Raw genomic sequence first — 15711 nt, 5'->3', positions numbered from 1 at the left:
TTAAACAAGAACGACTGCAAATACTAATATTTTGACAAGTTTTTTTTAAGCTTGCTTTCAAATAATGCGAAAAAAGGTTCACGATTTAATTTGTTAATCGACTTATACCACCCCCCCTTATTTCCGCACTATATTACTTGTAAAAATTTTCTAACTTACCCAGCCTTTAAGCAAATCAAACACACTAATAAATAGTCCAAAACCAATAATTGGGGGCGCAACCCATCTTGTCATGAATTTCAAATAACGTGTCGTTTTGATTCCAACTTTTGAATCACTAAGTTCTTCATTAAACTTTCCAGGTACTACCCATCCCATAAAGAAAGTAACCAAGAATCCACCAAAGATAAGTAATACACCTCCAAAAATCGAATCAATAGTTCCAAGAATGTTTAAGTTTAATGCAGAAGGAATGCCTGCTAAGAATAAGAAAAGAGTTATCAGCCAAACAGATTTTTCTCTTTTAAAACCAAATTTGTCCATTAAAGAGGAAACTGGAACTTCCAATAATGAAACAGAGGAAGTTATTGCTGCAATATAAGCTAGCGCGAAAAATGCAACAGCTACAATTCTTCCGACCGCTCCATATGAACCCAATCCCGTAGGTATTGATATAAATAATGCACCAACTGTTGACTCAGAAATAGCATCACTTAAACCAAACGTTAGAACAATTGGGAAAGTAATAAGTCCTGCCATAAGACCCACCAGAGTATCTAATGATGCGACCCCTACACTAAGTTTTGGAAGATTACTCTTTTTATTTAGATATGAAGCATACGTCACCATAACTCCAATTCCTAAACTTAATGAAAAGAATGCTTGTGTAAAAGCATTTCTAATTGTTTGAGGATTCCTTAATTCATCAAAGTCAAACTTGAACAAAAATGTTTTATATCCTTCCCATGCACCAGAAAGTGAAGTTGCCCATATTGCTAGAAATAGAAGAATTATAAAAAGTATAGGCATAAAGAATCGTGTTACCTTTTCGATTCCTTTTTTTATTCCTGATGAAACAATTATTGCTGTAAGAACAAGACTTAATAGGTGCCCCAACAAAACACTGCTACCACTACTAATTGATCCAAAGAAAGTTTCTGCTTCAGTCAAATTTTTTGGTAATCCAAAAAATAATGAATGGAATAAGGTGTCTGCTGTCCATCCCATTATTACCGAATAATATGATGCAATTCCCAAGGGAGCTATGAAGAAAAGAATTCCTAATGGATACCAATTCTTTCCTGCTAACTTTACTGGTGCAAGCAATGTACTGGCAGTAGTGTTTCTTCCTAAAGCCATTTCAGCAACAAATACGGGAAGACATACAATCAAAACGATTAGTATATATAAAAGTACAAAAGCAGCACCTCCCCCTTGAGATGCTCTGTAGGCAAAACCCCAAAGGTTGCCAAGACCTACTGCGCTACCAGCAGCAGCAAGAATGAATCCTAACTTACTAGTCCACTGTTCTCTTTGAGAAATTTTTGAGTCCAAAATTAAAATCTGTTTTTTATAGTTGATTTATAACCTATAAATAAAAATTAGTTAATACTTTGCTTAATAAAAACTAATCTTTGTTCAATAATTATTTTGAAAAAAAAGATTTAGAATCAAATAACATCTCTTAAATTGTTATGGCGACTGAAATAACTATTCTAGATTTTCAACTAAGTAATACTTTTGAACAATATGAATCACATATTAACGCAAAGGAATAGTAGAGGATGTTTAAAGAAATGGGAGTCACAACTTTTTATATTGGTAATTAATTAGATAATCCCCATAGAGCAACTGTAATTTTTCAAGGACCGGAAAATGTTTTATATGATGTTTTTATGAATTACCAACTTTTAATTGAATCATATTCTTTTGGGACATCCCTCTCTGAGCAAGAAATACAACTATTGATTCTAGAACTACAAACTCAAATAATGAATATTAATATTTCAACAGAATTTGGTTGTTTTAAATCGGCTCCCTCTCATATTTGTGAAAGGCTTAATTTAAAAAAAGGTACTTATTGGATTATGTGTCTTGCTGAAATATTAGATTTACATAAGCCAACTAAATTAGGGAAAACAAAAAGCGCAGAAGTTTTTGATTTGCTTCTTGAAAAAGGACTAGTTATTGGTTAATTATTTAACTATTTGATTATTAAAAAAAATAAGTTGTTTTTTCTTTATTCTGGTAGGATTATTCCATAGCAAAAAAAAAAATGGATGAGTCTGGTGAATTGATATTGGGGAATATTATTAAGCTAACCAGATCAAGCGAAAAGAAATTTAAACTAGGAAATTATAAAGACGCTTTAGAAGACAAAATGAAGGCTAATGAAATATTGAAATCTAAATCTTGTGATAAAAAAATTATTGAAAAATATAGAGAAGAATTATCTATTTTGTATTCCTCGAAATTCGATCTTATATTCGATCATAAGTTGAAAATCGATGAAATTAAGATAAATGAAATAGTAAAAATGTTGGAACGTAAAAGTAAGGAAAAATTAAAAAATCTTGATTATAGAGGAGCAATAAAAGCCTTAAGAAGAGCAGAAAAATACATATCAATTTAAAAACAATCTAAACTTCAATAAATTTTAAGAAGTTTTGCTCATTGTGTTTTTTTTAATTCATTTTAAAGTTGAAATACTTAAGTGATAATTTATGCAAAAAAAAAATAATAAGAAACTAAAAAAGGTAGATAAAAAGGAAGTAGATATTTTAGATAGGTTTTTGAGGATTTTATGGAGAAAAGAGGTTGAATACAAAATAAATCTCTGATAAAGCATATTTGAAAGAATTATCTCATGAAAGTTCGAATAGGATTCCTAATTATACTTATTATTTTTCACTCATTATCTAATAATGTATTGAAAAAAGGAGTATTAAAAAATAAGTTTATGAGGGCTCAAAAAATAAATTAAATCATCTGATTAAAAACATGAATTTATCAAAAGGAATACAAAAAAGTTTGGGTCCAGGAATTTTGCTAGCTGGAGCTGCAATTGGAGGTTCTCATTTATTGTCATCAACTACCGCGGGTGCGAGGTTTGGATTTTCATTAGTTGGCCTAATCCTTCTTACTAATCTTTTAAAATATCCATTCTTATTGGTTGGGACTAGATTTACAGCATCAACTGGTAAATCATTATTAGAAGGTTTCAAAGAAAGGAATTCTTTATATCTTCCTGTATTTCTAATAGTTAGTCTAATTACAGGTACTTTTACAATAGCGGCTGTAAGTTTTGTTTCTGGTGTTCTTTTAACTAATATCCCCTTTTTTTCAGTTTTTCCAGCTATGGATTTGTCTATAGGAATTCTGATTTTTTCTGGAATGATATTAATTCTTGGTAAATATAAAGCCCTTGATAGAATTTCAAAATTTTTAGTATCTCTTCTAACTTTTTTAACATTGTTCGCAGTTTTATCACTGTTATTCAAAGTTTCAATAAGTCAGTCTCTAAATATAAGTTTTTTTGAACCAGAAATCAGCCCATGGAAGTTAACAAATTTAGCTTTTTTGATCCCTTTAATGGGATGGATGCCTTGCCCAGTAGAGTTATGCGTTTGGCCTTCTTTATGGATGTTTTCTCGAGCAAATGATTCAAACTATAAACCAAATATCAGTGAAGCAGAATTTGATTTTAATCTCGGTTACGTAATAACTGTTGTTACGGCAATTTTCTTCCTTACTCTTGGCGCAATAACAATGTATGGTACTGGCGATGGAATGCTTTCCGGAAGTGGAGTTTCCTTCGCTCAAAAATTAATACTCCTTTATACAAAATCTATTGGCAATTGGGCTCAATGGATCATAATACCTGCAGCGTTTGCCGCAATGTTTAGTACTACAATTACTTGTATAGATGCATATCCAAGAAGTATCTCTGCTATTCAAGGTTTATTGAGTGGTACTGATTTAGGACATATGGATTCCAAAGGAGAGCGAAATAGATTTCAACTTTGGATGATTGTACATATCTTTGCATCATTAATAGCTTTGCTGATTGCAAGGTCTGGAGGTATAGGAGTAAAAGATTTTGTATTTGCTGCAATGACTGGAAGTTTTTTAACTGCACCTTTATTTGCATGGATGGCAATGGATACTATAAATAGCAAATTAGTACCAATTAAGTATAGATATGGATTTTTTCTAAAAACAATAAGTTGGATAGGATTAATTTTCTTAACTTTATTTAGTTTATTGTTTATTGCAAATTCATTTTTTGGGATTGGTTAATTTTTAATTATTAAAAAATTTTTATATATTATGATTTTACTCTCTTAAATTTATTAATTTGAAAATAAAAAATAATAAAAGGGTTGATTTTTCTTCAGAATTCGTTTCTCTAGAAATGTATTATTTTTGGTACTAATTATGGTTATGCCTCAATCTACTTTGGAGAGCTTATTATTTTTTTTAATACTTTCTCTTGTTGCAACTTACATTGTGAATTTAAAATATTCTTCAAAGTTAAAAATACAAAAGTAGATTTTTTATATTTATCTTTTTTTAATTGATTTTATTTACTTGGATCACTCCAAGTTTCTTTGTATAACCAACTCAAAAAAGTGAGAGCGAGTACATTACCAAATGCATAAATTATTCCTAATAATGGGTCATAAATATTGGCAATAATTGTTGACATAATTAAGATTATTAATCCTGAAAAAAACAAATCCTTAATAGGCAAATGATTAAAATTTACGGAATTTATCATTTTAAAATTGTTTATAATAATTTAAATAAATTATAAAACTAAAAAGTAAATTATTTTGTTATCAGGGAATATCATCTAAAATATGGAGAGTTTTAGAATTGCTAAGCTAGTTGTATTTATTTCATCATTATCATATTTGGGTGTTACTTTTTTAAAAAATTATAATTCCCCAGAAAATATAGAAAAAAGATGTATGTTAAAGTTTGAAAAAGATTTTAAAAATCCTTTGGATACATCTAGAGAAGAATGGGATCAAATCTTAGATTTAGCCGATAAAAATTATTTTAAATGCATGGGAAAAAATCAGTATTAATTATGGGAGAAGCAAAGAGAAGAAAAAATTTAGGTATTCCACCTAGAGATAAAAATAAAGATATAAATTTGCCTCAACTCGACAAAAAAGCTATACAACAAAAAGTTAGGTCCACATTATATAGATATCCAATAATACCTTTTCTTTTTTATGGAGCTGCAATATTGATCCTAGTTGGAGGATTATTTTTTGTTTTTAAATTCTTTAATATTGCCTAATTACGAGGATTAATAATTTTTATAATAATTTCTCTATGGTTTTTTTTTATTTCAAATTCTTTTAAAGCATCCAATTAAAAACACTTTAAGGACAATAAATGAACAATTTTAGTTTTTCAATAAATTATCAAACAAATAATATAAGGGAATTATTTACGATTGACATCATCTTATAGTGTTGTAATTTTGGATTAAATTAAAACTTTTTATGAAAAAAATAAATAAAAAATATGCTGAAATTATGCGTCAAGCTGATAATGCAGTTGGAAGAAAAGAAGTAGTTAGTTTATTAAAAAAAGCTGCAATGATTATTTCTGAATCTGATGAAAACTTAGCTGCTTAAATTAGGTAACTATTTTATAAGAATAAATAAAATACCATAAAGAACGATAGATGAGGATGCAGCCATAAATATAAATGGTAATATCATGCCTGAATTTAACCACCTTAAAAGTCTAATTTTTTTGTTAATTACTCTTGGCATTTTTCCTGAATCTCTTCTTTGCAACTTAACAAGTAAATAAATTGTGTAAATAATTAATTAATCTTTTTAAATATTATTCTTTTGGTATTTTGAAATTAAATTTTCTAAAGAAAAATATTTTAATTTCATCCGAAATTTTTATTTTGGAAGAAATTTTAGGTAATTAATACCTTGTATTCTTCACATTTTTCAAGCAAGATTTAGAAATATAAGATTTCTAAATAATGACTAAAAATTTCAAAGAGAGTGCTAAAGAATTTAGAGATTATGATTCCGAATTGTTACTTAAGATCCTAAATAAGATTTCAGTAGATACAAAAAAAAGAGATGATGAAGAACTATTTGTAGATGAAAATTGGAAAATTAATTCAAAAATTATGGATAATAAAATTGCCTCAGATAATTCAAATTTGAAGAAAATATTATCAGATATATTCCCAAATAAAAAAATAGTTATTCAAAATAAAAATGATGGTTCTCAGACTATTTTCTTATCCTAATGTACTCAATATTAAAGTTTTTTTTTCAATTTATATAATCTTTATTTTTGGGAAAAATAATTAGTAAAAATTACTCTCGCGTTATTTTTTAGGAGGTGTTATTGTTCATTTACGTTCATCCAAGTTTATAATTCTGGACGCATGACATGGGAATAGGGAACGGGATTCTCATTAACTGCACAAAACCATGTATAACCTCTTACAAATAAGAGAAAAAATCAAAAAGGCCAATAGGCTGCACCAAGCCCAACTTTTGGCAACTAAAAATGGAGAAGTAATTCCATACAGAAGATCCGTTTTTGAAGAAAGAATCAGGCAAACACAAAAAGGTATGAAATTGAAAGACTAAAATCTTAAATTTCTTTTTTGGAACTTATCAAAAAGAGAGGGATTGAACCCTCTTTTTTTGTTTTTATAAAAAAAAGGTAATTATTAATTTGTTTTTTCAATTATCGATTATTAAAAAGAACATGATTTTGATGCTTTTACTATTGATTTAAATTATATAAATGGCAAATTTAATTCAGTAATTAAGAAGTAAATAAATATGTTTTCAAAGAAATATAAACAAATTAAAACTTCAACCAATAAATCAAATTTAGATCAAGTTTTATGGTTTATAGAAAATTTTTTACCACAGAAGAAAAATCGAGGTGTTCAAAAAAATTTGTATATGGATAATCTAGAAGCAGAGGCTATTAAGAATTTTTCTAAATTAGCCTCTATGCGTTCTAAAACATTACTACCAACTACAAAAAATACGACAATCTCTTTTACCTTTGGTAAGTGGGCCTTGCCTTACCTAAAATTGCTTAAGAAAATAGGAATAGCTAAGTAGGAAAATTGTGATCGGCTAGAACTAGATTTATCCCTCAAATAAAAATATATAAAGATTATAGAGTCTCAGAAATTTCTTTTCGAAATTTAAGGAGGATACTTACTTTACATAAAAAGTAAAATTGCTAAATTTAAAATAAGAGATCTATTGATTATGTTTCTAAATTATCTGCCTAGTGAAATGGTTGAAGTTGTTGGTTTAACCATGATTTTTTCATTTTTAGTTGGGACTATATTAATTTTGTTATTTACATCAGATCAGGCAAATACAAAGAATCTATATTTAAAAAAGGCCAAATAAATTTTAAATAATTTACCCATATTTAAAGAACTAATTTTTTATAAAATTGACTCGCAGGTTTAGAACATAATTTTTAGTATTTGTATATAGATAAATTTATTATTATGGGTGAAGCAAAAAGAAGAGAAGAATTAGGATTGCCACCTAGACAAAAAAAAGTTGAATTGAATAAATCTGATAGATACCTTTCATGGCTTCCAATTACCAAATCAAGAATTAAGAAATATCCTTATATGGGTGTAGCAACAATGGTTCTAGGAACGATAATTTTCTTAGTAAGTGGAGGAGCAAATAGTATTAATTAGTTAGATTTTGGCCTAGCTTTGAATTTATCTAAGGTTTTTCTTGTAATATTTTAATGCCAGATATTATTGAGATTATTGAAGCTACACCAAGAAATATCGAGTAAAAAGGTTTCAAATTAATAATGCCAAAATTACCCGTATGCCATTTTATTAACCAAAAAGCATCTACTCCTAATGGTTGAAGAATACTATAAATAGTCCCTGATACAATAGTAATTAATAATGGTATTGCTGAAATTGCGGTTATTTTTCTGTGAATTTTTCTTTTATTGGTTTTTAATCTTTCCATCTATTTCCTCAAATAAATATGTAATTCTTTTTCGTTTTTGCATGGCATCCATTTATCCTGGTTTTTATGAATTCCTTCACAACCAAGTTCTAAAGACCTTTTTTCAGCTTCCTCTTCAGAAAGAAATGTACCCCTCATATGTGAAAGAGAATAATTATTGAAATTTAGAGATAAGAAAAATAAAAAAATAAAAAATTTAAAATTTCTAAGAATAATTCGCATTTTTAACTTTTTAGGATAGAGCTACAAATACTAGATGGATTTGCTTGTTTAACTATTTTTAGTTTTTTGATAAGTTTATCTCGATCTATTTGATGTTTTAAGTATTTAATACATAAATTTTTTTCCTTATATATCGCTGCTATTGGAGTAATCTTTAAAGCAATTGCAAAAGTACCAATAACTAGAAGAATGTTTGTAGCTAGTCGAATGTTTGGTCGAAAATTAGATCTCATTCGTATTCTTTATTTCGGTCAATAACTTCCCTTAAATATATATCTTTTAGCTCGTCTTTGTATCCATTTTCTTTTGCAAATTTCTCTAATTCCTGCAAATCTTTTTCTGTCATTCAGCAGATTTGGATATATTGTTTTTCATATCTTCAATTTGGTTGATTAATTCATCTAACCATTTTGTATTATTTTCGGATCTTTTCTGAAAATATTTAATTTTAGGTTGATTGATTTCTAGTGTCTCATAATCTCCACTCATAAATTCCCCCAAAATTTATACTCTGCATAATTTATCTAGAGAAATTATGCCCATCAATAGGCTCTAATACTTATTTGACGGTTGCCATGGGTAACAAGTCACTTTTTGAATAGTATAAATATCTAAGAATTTATCTTTTAAAAAAATGGCAACTAATGAAGAACTAGAAAAAAGAATTGAAACTTTAGAAAAAGAAGTACAACATCTAAAAGCTGTTCTGCAATATCAAATGAGAAATAAGAAAAAGTGACTTATTCTAATTAAGTAGAAATTACTTTTGGTCAAATATGCATTTTCTCTTTTTTGTTTGGGTATCTAATGTCAAAGCAAAAAATTAAAAGTCAGTACATAATTAGTCACTTTTTGAAAAAAAAACTTTATTCATTGATATTTAGAACATATTTGTTTTTATATATATAAAACTACTTTATATGATTAACTCAATAGTTATTACATTGTTATTTATAGGCACTTTAGTCGCTTACAAAAGACTCAAAAGAAAGAAACGGCAATTTCACGCACCACCTACAAATCAGCTTCCTAGTTGAATATAAAATTCAGTCTTCGTCTTCTCCAAAAGGATTGTATCTAATATCCCAGATGAGAATTACTGATATAGATAAGAGCAATAGCCCAAAAATAACTTGAGGAGGTGGGAATAACATCAGCGAAGTACAACAATTATCAATAAGCTTTGCTTATGAAAATTTTAAAGGGTAATCGATATTGTTTGGTTCTAAATGTTTTACATAACAAGCTGTTGTGCAATCTAATCCCTCACTATTGATGCTATAAGAAGTTAAACATTCGAAAAAACTTTCCAAAGCATCTGTATCTTTAATATTTGAAAAAATGTCTTTTTTCATGTTCAATCTTCCATTTTGAGGCTTTTCTAGTAATTAATTTTTAATAATGTCAAATTTTAGGTAAAGTACCTACTAACCATTTTTTTATATTCGTTTCTCGCTTCTTCTATATATTAAACCCTAGAGCCTTTCATGACTGGCTTACCTGATCGCTTAAAAACACAATAATAAGAGATTAAAATTTCATTAACTATAGAAGAGTTCTTTGAACTATCTTCAAAAGGTTCAAATACTTTAATCCACGATCTCGTTTTATTGATTAAAGTAAATTTTTCCATAAAAAAAGGGCGTTAGCTTCGCCCCAATTAAAAAAGCGGGACAATCCCCATCACCCAGCCTTTTGTAAATCCTAGCACTACATATGGTGTTTGTAAGTAATAAAAATTACCTATTGATGGGGTTGTTTGTTTTTATTTAATTTGTCATTATAGGAGTCCCCATCACCTAGGCTCGTAAGAGTCTTTTTTTTTGTTCTTTTGCCTTTTAGGCTTATATCTTTTTAATTAGTGTTTAAAGACTTTTTATTTTATTTTTAAATTAGATAATTAATAATAAAAAAAAATTAAATCATGCAAACTTACATCGTACATTGGCAATTTCCAGATCAAGAAAGTCACATGCAGGGGGCTGAAGCTTTTGCTGGTTTTGTGGAAGGAGGTTGCGAAGGTGATGAATTTGATGGGTTTAAAGTTCTTAATCGAGTAGTAAATCCTGAGGGGGCTAATGGTTGGGCAATAGTTGAATCTTCAAATCATCAGAACATTTGGAAATGGAGTAGTATTTGGGTCGATAATTTTGGAGTAGAAATTGAAGTTACACCAGTTCTAACAGATAAAGAATTTCTTTCCGTCCATAAAGAACTTGCAGCAACCTCTAACTAATAGTTAATCTTTGGAGTGCTTGAATTTTGATCTAAAATAAAAGGTTAGTACATATTTTTATGGGAAGATTCTCTTCTGAAGAAATTGAAAGTCAATACAATTCAAAAAAATGCTTTTGGCGGAACTTGGAAAGTATAGAGATGAGATTAATGCAATAAAGAAAGATATTGCATATATGCCTGTGGAGCTAAAAAACTTGAGGAAGAAAATTTTATCTTATGAATGAAACGAAAATGGCATTCATCATTATCATTAATTAATAAAATTAGTAAATAGCCATTCTCGTAAACTAACCTAGAGAGTCTAAATCTCTACGATGGTGAACTGTATTTCCCTCATCTTGTGGAAGATTCTGTTCTCTCATTAAATCTGCAATTGTTGGGTAATCTTTTGCATTATCAAGATCTCTTGCATTTTTATCTTGAATTGCGAATGGTGATTTTTTAAAATTCATAATTAATTTCCTCAAAATTTTTGTTGAATTCTGACTACAGATCCTGGATTGTCATGTACATAAGAGTTGAATTCTCTCGCAAGCATTAGGCAATCGTATGCATCACGTGCGTAGAAACCAACTTCGTGTGTGTTATTTGATGAATCTTTGTAACTCAATACATATTTATTACAAGATTTGATCGGTGTTGAAGGCATTTAATTTATTTCTGTTACCACTATGTTCTAACTATGCATGCTAATCAATCGACTAATTAAAATGTACGGTTTAAGGTACAAACATATACGGAAAGAGGACCAACAACTAAATTTAAAAATCAATATAATAGAAAATGGAATTATTTGAAGTTAGATAATATTTCACTTTAAAAAAATTTAATTACATTATTGTTCAGCAGGAAGCTTTCTTTTAAAAATATTGCTTAATGAACACATCAATTATCCCCTTATATTAGTGTATTCAAAATTAAAAATATATTTTTCCCCATCATCGTCACCATCGTCGTCATCATGAAAGGAAGAGATTAATACATAAACTCCTCCTAGTCCTAGTATCATAGATAAATAGAGAATTGGATCTGTCATATACTCAGTTTGAAATATGTAAATTAAATTTGAGGAAACTTTTCAATATCTATATTTTCTTTTAATTATTAAGATGAAAACTTTCTGCGATCAAAAAATTGTTTTTTTATTTGAGAAAACTGAAATTAGATTTAAAATAAGGAAAATTAGCTGCTTTGTTTAAGTGAGTTTAAAAAATATTTTAGAAATCAATGTGCGGAAGATTTGAGCTGAAAACTAAATTTGAGAAGTTGCCAAAGATTTTGAAACAAGATTATCCAAGTGGACTTGAATCTAAATACGAGACTCAAAATCTAATAAAACCTAATGATCCTGTGATTGTAATTAAAAACGAAGGAAGAATTAAAACTACTTTTATGACATGGGGCTTTATTTCCCCTTGGGCTACAACCCCATTTGATAAAAAGAGGCCAAGACCATTTAATGCAAGATCAGAAACCGTAGAAGAAAAAAAATTATTTAGTGGAAGTTGGAAACATAAAAGGTGCCTAATACCTGCGAGTGGTTTTTTTGAAAAAAAGTATCGTGTTCGAAAAGCGAATTATGAAACTTTTTGGTTGGGAGGAATTTGGAGTAAGTGGACCTCACTAGATGGAGCCGAACTTGAGAGTTGCTGCATTTTGACAACTAAACCGAATGAATTAGTTAAGCCTTTACATAACCGCATGCCTGTAATTATCCCCGATGGATACGAGGTGGAATGGACAGAGCAAGTTAAAGACTCTAGTAAATTAAAAGGATTACTTCCAATAATGATGGGTTGGCCTTCTGATGGTTGGATAGTAGAAAATGTTAACGTAAAAAAAACTAATCAAATGAGTTTGTTTTAAATAAAATATTTAGCATTTTCATAAATTAACGTTGTCAGGAATTTTTCAAAACATTTCATTCACTAATCAGCTAGATTTTTTCTGCTTTAAAGGACTTTAAGCTAAGACCGTTTTAAAATCTTTATGATTTATGAGGATCCTCGAAAATCTATTTTCACAAAAGGAAATGATTTCCCATAAAAACAATCTCGAAATTCCTCTGCTAATTGCAAGGATTTTGAAATCAGTATTCCAAACTGCACCCTTTTGATTTAAAAGAAATAGTAATTGTGAAATAAATTTTTAATTCAATTATTAATAGAGTATATTTTTAGATATTAGTCATAGAAGATAATTATGTATTTGAGATCACTTTGGAAGCCTTTTTTGGTTTCATTGCTAGTTTTTCCGCAATCTTTAGCTATTGTTAGGTCATCTCATCTTAATGAATCTCAATTCAAAAAACTTTCAGATGAATATTTAATATCTGGTTGGAGACCATCATCAGATAAAAAAAATAAAGATATAAAAGCTAGCGATAAAACGATGAAGGCATTAAATAAATTTAAAAATACCTCTTCTTTAAAAACTTACTTTAAAAAAGCAAGAGGCTATGCTGTTTTCCCAAATGTTGGAAAAGGAGGAATTGGTATTGGAGGCGCTAGAGGTAAGGGTGAGGTGTTTGAAAAAGGGAATGTTATTGGATCAACCACTTTAACTCAGGTTTCTATCGGTCTCCAGTTAGGAGGACAAGCATTTAGCCAGATTATCTTTTTTAAAGACAAGAAATCCCTCGATAGGTTTACTCAAGGTAATTTTGAATTTGGAGCATCGGCTAGTGCAGCGTTAATCTCAGAGGGAGCTAATGCATCTGCGGATTATAGTGACGGAGTTGCAGTTCTTACATTTTCAAAAGGAGGACTTATGTATGAAGCAAGCATAGGAGGACAAAAATTTAGCTATAAAGAATACTAAAATTTTATTTATATTTTAAATTACAAAATAAGCCTAAAGAAAAATTATTTGAGGAACTTTTGAGGGAAATTTTTCCTGTAAAAAATATTATTATCTAGGATTTACTGCTATTACTAGATGGCCCGAAAGTATCTGAAGATGCAATCTAGCAAGTTCCAAAGTTACCCTCGAATTTGAGAAAGAAGTTAAAACAAATGTTTAAAGCCTATTATTTTAGATATCTAAGAAATTAGGGGATCTCAGAACTACGATATAGGTTTTTATCATTAGCTTTAGATATAAACTCAACCAATAAATACCAGTTAATTTATAAAAATTATTTCTTTCTACTTTTTTTCAGAGTTAAATACAAATTTGTATAAGCTGCAATAACAAGCAGAATTAGAAGGAAGGTATTTAGATTCATTTATTATTTAATTCCAAGATTAATTTTACTCTTTAGGAAAACATTTAAAAATTCTTTTTCATCATCTTTAAGATTTGGAAGATTATTAGGATTATTTGTACATGAAAAAATTATTGCCTCTCTTAAATTATTATTTCTTTGTCTTGGGCGATGATGCATAACTTTACCACTAAAGATTACCGCGTCTCCAATAGATAATCTTGGATGAATAGATAAGAAAGAAGATAAGTATGCAAAAATAGTGTCGATATATCTATTTTTAAATCTGGGAGATATGAATTTTGGGATAAAGCCAGTTACTCCATTATTTTTATCCGTATCCTGCAAATAAATTGCTAACTTATATAGTTTAAATTTTGGCCCTATAAAATCTTTACCATGAAAATATTGGTCTCTATGCCATATAAGTTCCTTAGTATTTTTATCATTTAACATATGCATTACAACATAGGGATAGATTTTATCTTTAACAAGTTCCTCTGCAATTTTTATGTATCCGGACCTCAAAAGTAAATCAGCATAAAAATTATAGTTCTTCTGAAGATCTTCTTTTTTTACTTTTAATGCTCCAGCATCTTTTTTATCTTTAATAAGCAAATCTTTATTTTTCTTAAAGGATATCTTCTCAAAAAAAACTCTCTTGTTTTTAATCTTTGGGGAGATACTAGTAAAACCAAACTTGCTAAATTTAAATTTTATAGCGGACAATTCAAGCACTTTTCAAGGTCTTTTGTATTGATTTTAAATATACCATTATAAATAAATAAGAATATTCACCTAAGTGAAAAATAGGTTCAAAAACCTCTTTTTAAGGGTTTAGATGATTATACGTTTTTTTAAAATTTTCCTAAAAACTAATAATATTTCCAAATACTAAAGTTAAACAAATAATAGCCACGACTTGTGTAATAGGTAATTTTGAGTTTATAGATAATTCAATAAACTGTGGCATAAAGAAATATTATGGATATTAATTAAATTAGTTATTTCTTGACTTATGGAATTGTTTAAGATTTGTAGTTTAAATATTTGAAAAAATTGTCCATTATCTGTCCGAAATTTGTCCGGATATTTAAAATAAATAATAAGGTAACTTCGACAAAAATGGCTACCAGAATAAATAAATACTTAAGTGAATTAGGTTACTGTTCTAGAAGAAGAGCAGATAAACTAATTGAAGAAGGAAAAATAACCATTAATGGCAAAATTCCCGAAATAGGAACCAAGATAGAGGAAGGGGATCAAGTAGAAGTTCAAGGTCAAATAATAGAAAAATCAAAGAGACAAAAAAAGATATATTTAGCCTTTAATAAACCTGTTGGAATTGTTTGCACAACTGATAGAGGAGTAGAAACTGACAATATTATAGATTTCATTAAATATCCTAAAAGAATATTTCCTATTGGAAGATTGGACAAACCAAGTGAGGGATTGATTTTTTTAACCAATGATGGAGATATCGTAAATAAAATACTTAGAGCAAGAAATAATCATGAAAAAGAATACATCGTAAGTGTAAATCTTCCGATTAATAGAGAATTTATTCAAACCATGAGTAATGGAGTTGAAATATTAGAAACCAAAACTAAGAATTGTTTCGTAAAACAATTGGGACCAAAAAAATTTAAAATCATACTTACTCAAGGACTTAACCGTCAGATTAGGAGAATGTGTGAGTCCTTAGGTTACAAAGTTCAATCATTAAAGCGTGTAAGGATTATGAATATTAAATTAGACGTGCCTCTAGGTAAATATCGTGAATTTACCAAAAAAGAACTCATACAACTAAATAAACTACTTGAAAACTCTTCAAAAACAATTGACTAGTCAAAAATCTCTTTTTTTCTTTAGTAATTACATTTGACTATTTAATTTGAGAAAATTTATTGACCTATTTTGGAAATTTTTTGGCAATAATTTCACTTTATTTTTTGAATTTAAGATTAAGTTTTTTTTAGAATAACTATAAGTGTTAGAACAAATTACATTATTCTTTTTTTTAGGAGACAAAGATAATTATTGCTTTGGGGAATTTCATATTAATTAGTATTGATTTAT

General features: G+C 28.5%; 27 protein-coding genes. 15 read left to right on the top strand and 12 right to left on the bottom strand.

What is annotated here, in order from left to right; translation table 11 throughout:
- Positions 1–150: 150 nt before the first annotated feature.
- Positions 151–1494, bottom strand: a complete 1344-nt coding sequence (locus HA141_RS06360) for a sodium-dependent transporter (protein WP_209118053.1) — start codon at positions 1492–1494, stop codon at positions 151–153.
- Positions 1495–1634: 140 nt separating this feature from the next.
- On the opposite strand from HA141_RS06360, the gene HA141_RS09775 reads away from it, so the two are divergent.
- The 4 genes from HA141_RS09775 to HA141_RS06340 all read left to right on the top strand — a co-directional run bounded on the left by HA141_RS09775 (position 1635) and on the right by HA141_RS06340 (position 4239).
- Positions 1635–1718, top strand: coding sequence for a DUF3764 family protein (locus HA141_RS09775; RefSeq protein ID WP_348535326.1), 84 nt, complete (start codon positions 1635–1637; stop codon positions 1716–1718).
- Between the two features lie 117 nt (positions 1719–1835).
- Complete coding sequence (locus HA141_RS06350; RefSeq protein WP_209119194.1) at positions 1836–2135, top strand: hypothetical protein; 300 nt, start codon at positions 1836–1838, stop codon at positions 2133–2135.
- Positions 2136–2215: 80 nt separating this feature from the next.
- Positions 2216–2572, top strand: coding sequence for a hypothetical protein (locus HA141_RS06345; protein ID WP_209118051.1), 357 nt, complete (start codon positions 2216–2218; stop codon positions 2570–2572).
- Between the two features lie 368 nt (positions 2573–2940).
- The gene (locus HA141_RS06340) at positions 2941–4239 is read left to right on the top strand and encodes an NRAMP family divalent metal transporter (protein WP_209118049.1); all 1299 of its coding nucleotides are present in this window, start codon (positions 2941–2943) and stop codon (positions 4237–4239) included.
- 283 nt (positions 4240–4522) lie between these two features.
- Here HA141_RS06340 and HA141_RS09720 read toward each other — a convergent pair whose 3' ends face one another.
- Positions 4523–4648: a hypothetical protein gene (locus HA141_RS09720; protein ID WP_280634162.1), complete on the bottom strand. Its 126-nt coding sequence runs from the start codon at positions 4646–4648 to the stop codon at positions 4523–4525.
- Between the two features lie 154 nt (positions 4649–4802).
- On the opposite strand from HA141_RS09720, the gene HA141_RS06330 reads away from it, so the two are divergent.
- The 7 genes from HA141_RS06330 to HA141_RS06305 all read left to right on the top strand — a co-directional run bounded on the left by HA141_RS06330 (position 4803) and on the right by HA141_RS06305 (position 7678).
- Positions 4803–5033, top strand: a complete 231-nt coding sequence (locus tag HA141_RS06330) for a hypothetical protein (RefSeq protein WP_209118045.1) — start codon at positions 4803–4805, stop codon at positions 5031–5033.
- 2 nt (positions 5034–5035) lie between these two features.
- Complete coding sequence (locus HA141_RS06325) at positions 5036–5251, top strand: DUF2839 family protein (RefSeq protein WP_209118043.1); 216 nt, start codon at positions 5036–5038, stop codon at positions 5249–5251.
- Positions 5252–5459: 208 nt separating this feature from the next.
- Positions 5460–5594, top strand: a complete 135-nt coding sequence (locus tag HA141_RS09715) for a hypothetical protein (protein WP_257473156.1) — start codon at positions 5460–5462, stop codon at positions 5592–5594.
- Between the two features lie 365 nt (positions 5595–5959).
- Positions 5960–6235, top strand: a complete 276-nt coding sequence (locus HA141_RS06320) for a hypothetical protein (protein ID WP_209118041.1) — start codon at positions 5960–5962, stop codon at positions 6233–6235.
- A 187-nt stretch (positions 6236–6422) separates the two neighbouring features.
- Complete coding sequence (locus HA141_RS06315; RefSeq protein ID WP_209118039.1) at positions 6423–6584, top strand: hypothetical protein; 162 nt, start codon at positions 6423–6425, stop codon at positions 6582–6584.
- A gap of 198 nt (positions 6585–6782) precedes the next feature.
- On the top strand, positions 6783–7073 hold the full coding sequence (locus HA141_RS06310) for a hypothetical protein (protein ID WP_209118037.1): 291 nt from the start codon (positions 6783–6785) through the stop codon (positions 7071–7073).
- A 404-nt stretch (positions 7074–7477) separates the two neighbouring features.
- Positions 7478–7678, top strand: a complete 201-nt coding sequence (locus HA141_RS06305; protein ID WP_209118035.1) for a DUF2839 family protein — start codon at positions 7478–7480, stop codon at positions 7676–7678.
- Between the two features lie 28 nt (positions 7679–7706).
- Here HA141_RS06305 and HA141_RS06300 read toward each other — a convergent pair whose 3' ends face one another.
- The 6 genes from HA141_RS06300 to HA141_RS06275 form a co-directional block, all read right to left on the bottom strand.
- Entirely contained in the window at positions 7707–7967 is a 261-nt protein-coding gene (locus HA141_RS06300; protein WP_209118033.1) for a hypothetical protein, read from the bottom strand.
- Entirely contained in the window at positions 7968–8105 is a 138-nt protein-coding gene (locus HA141_RS06295) for a DUF3721 domain-containing protein (RefSeq protein ID WP_025970316.1), read from the bottom strand.
- Positions 8106–8191: 86 nt separating this feature from the next.
- Complete coding sequence (locus HA141_RS06290) at positions 8192–8422, bottom strand: hypothetical protein (protein ID WP_209118031.1); 231 nt, start codon at positions 8420–8422, stop codon at positions 8192–8194.
- A 109-nt stretch (positions 8423–8531) separates the two neighbouring features.
- Entirely contained in the window at positions 8532–8678 is a 147-nt protein-coding gene (locus HA141_RS06285; RefSeq protein ID WP_209118029.1) for a hypothetical protein, read from the bottom strand.
- Positions 8679–9376: 698 nt separating this feature from the next.
- Positions 9377–9544, bottom strand: a complete 168-nt coding sequence (locus HA141_RS06280) for a hypothetical protein (protein WP_209118026.1) — start codon at positions 9542–9544, stop codon at positions 9377–9379.
- 113 nt (positions 9545–9657) lie between these two features.
- The gene (locus HA141_RS06275) at positions 9658–9822 is read right to left on the bottom strand and encodes a DUF1651 domain-containing protein (protein WP_209118024.1); all 165 of its coding nucleotides are present in this window, start codon (positions 9820–9822) and stop codon (positions 9658–9660) included.
- A 291-nt stretch (positions 9823–10113) separates the two neighbouring features.
- Here HA141_RS06275 and HA141_RS06270 point away from each other — a divergent pair, with 291 nt between their 5' ends.
- A complete protein-coding gene (locus HA141_RS06270) occupies positions 10114–10425 on the top strand; it encodes a DUF3303 domain-containing protein (protein ID WP_209118022.1) in 312 nt (103 codons plus the stop codon).
- A gap of 289 nt (positions 10426–10714) precedes the next feature.
- On the opposite strand, the gene HA141_RS06260 is transcribed toward HA141_RS06270, so the two are convergent.
- From HA141_RS06260 to HA141_RS06250, 3 genes are all read right to left on the bottom strand, one after another.
- Positions 10715–10879, bottom strand: a complete 165-nt coding sequence (locus tag HA141_RS06260; protein WP_209118020.1) for a hypothetical protein — start codon at positions 10877–10879, stop codon at positions 10715–10717.
- An 11-nt stretch (positions 10880–10890) separates the two neighbouring features.
- Positions 10891–11076, bottom strand: coding sequence for a hypothetical protein (locus tag HA141_RS06255; RefSeq protein WP_209118017.1), 186 nt, complete (start codon positions 11074–11076; stop codon positions 10891–10893).
- Positions 11077–11316: 240 nt separating this feature from the next.
- A complete protein-coding gene (locus tag HA141_RS06250; RefSeq protein ID WP_209118015.1) occupies positions 11317–11463 on the bottom strand; it encodes a hypothetical protein in 147 nt (48 codons plus the stop codon).
- A 191-nt stretch (positions 11464–11654) separates the two neighbouring features.
- On the opposite strand from HA141_RS06250, the gene HA141_RS06245 reads away from it, so the two are divergent.
- Positions 11655–12293, top strand: a complete 639-nt coding sequence (locus HA141_RS06245) for an SOS response-associated peptidase (RefSeq protein WP_209118013.1) — start codon at positions 11655–11657, stop codon at positions 12291–12293.
- Between the two features lie 336 nt (positions 12294–12629).
- Positions 12630–13247, top strand: coding sequence for a YSC84-related protein (locus HA141_RS06240; protein ID WP_209118011.1), 618 nt, complete (start codon positions 12630–12632; stop codon positions 13245–13247).
- Between the two features lie 409 nt (positions 13248–13656).
- On the opposite strand, the gene HA141_RS06235 is transcribed toward HA141_RS06240, so the two are convergent.
- Positions 13657–14250, bottom strand: a complete 594-nt coding sequence (locus tag HA141_RS06235; RefSeq protein WP_209118009.1) for a phytanoyl-CoA dioxygenase family protein — start codon at positions 14248–14250, stop codon at positions 13657–13659.
- A gap of 507 nt (positions 14251–14757) precedes the next feature.
- On the opposite strand from HA141_RS06235, the gene rluF reads away from it, so the two are divergent.
- Complete coding sequence (gene rluF, locus HA141_RS06230; protein ID WP_209118007.1) at positions 14758–15480, top strand: 23S rRNA pseudouridine(2604) synthase RluF; 723 nt, start codon at positions 14758–14760, stop codon at positions 15478–15480.
- Positions 15481–15711 lie beyond the last annotated feature (231 nt).

Origin of the sequence: Prochlorococcus marinus XMU1402, from assembly GCF_017696205.1 — a bacterium.
Classification (GTDB): domain Bacteria; phylum Cyanobacteriota; class Cyanobacteriia; order PCC-6307; family Cyanobiaceae; genus Prochlorococcus_A; species Prochlorococcus_A marinus_AC.
This window is presented reverse-complemented; position numbering and strand designations above follow the sequence as displayed.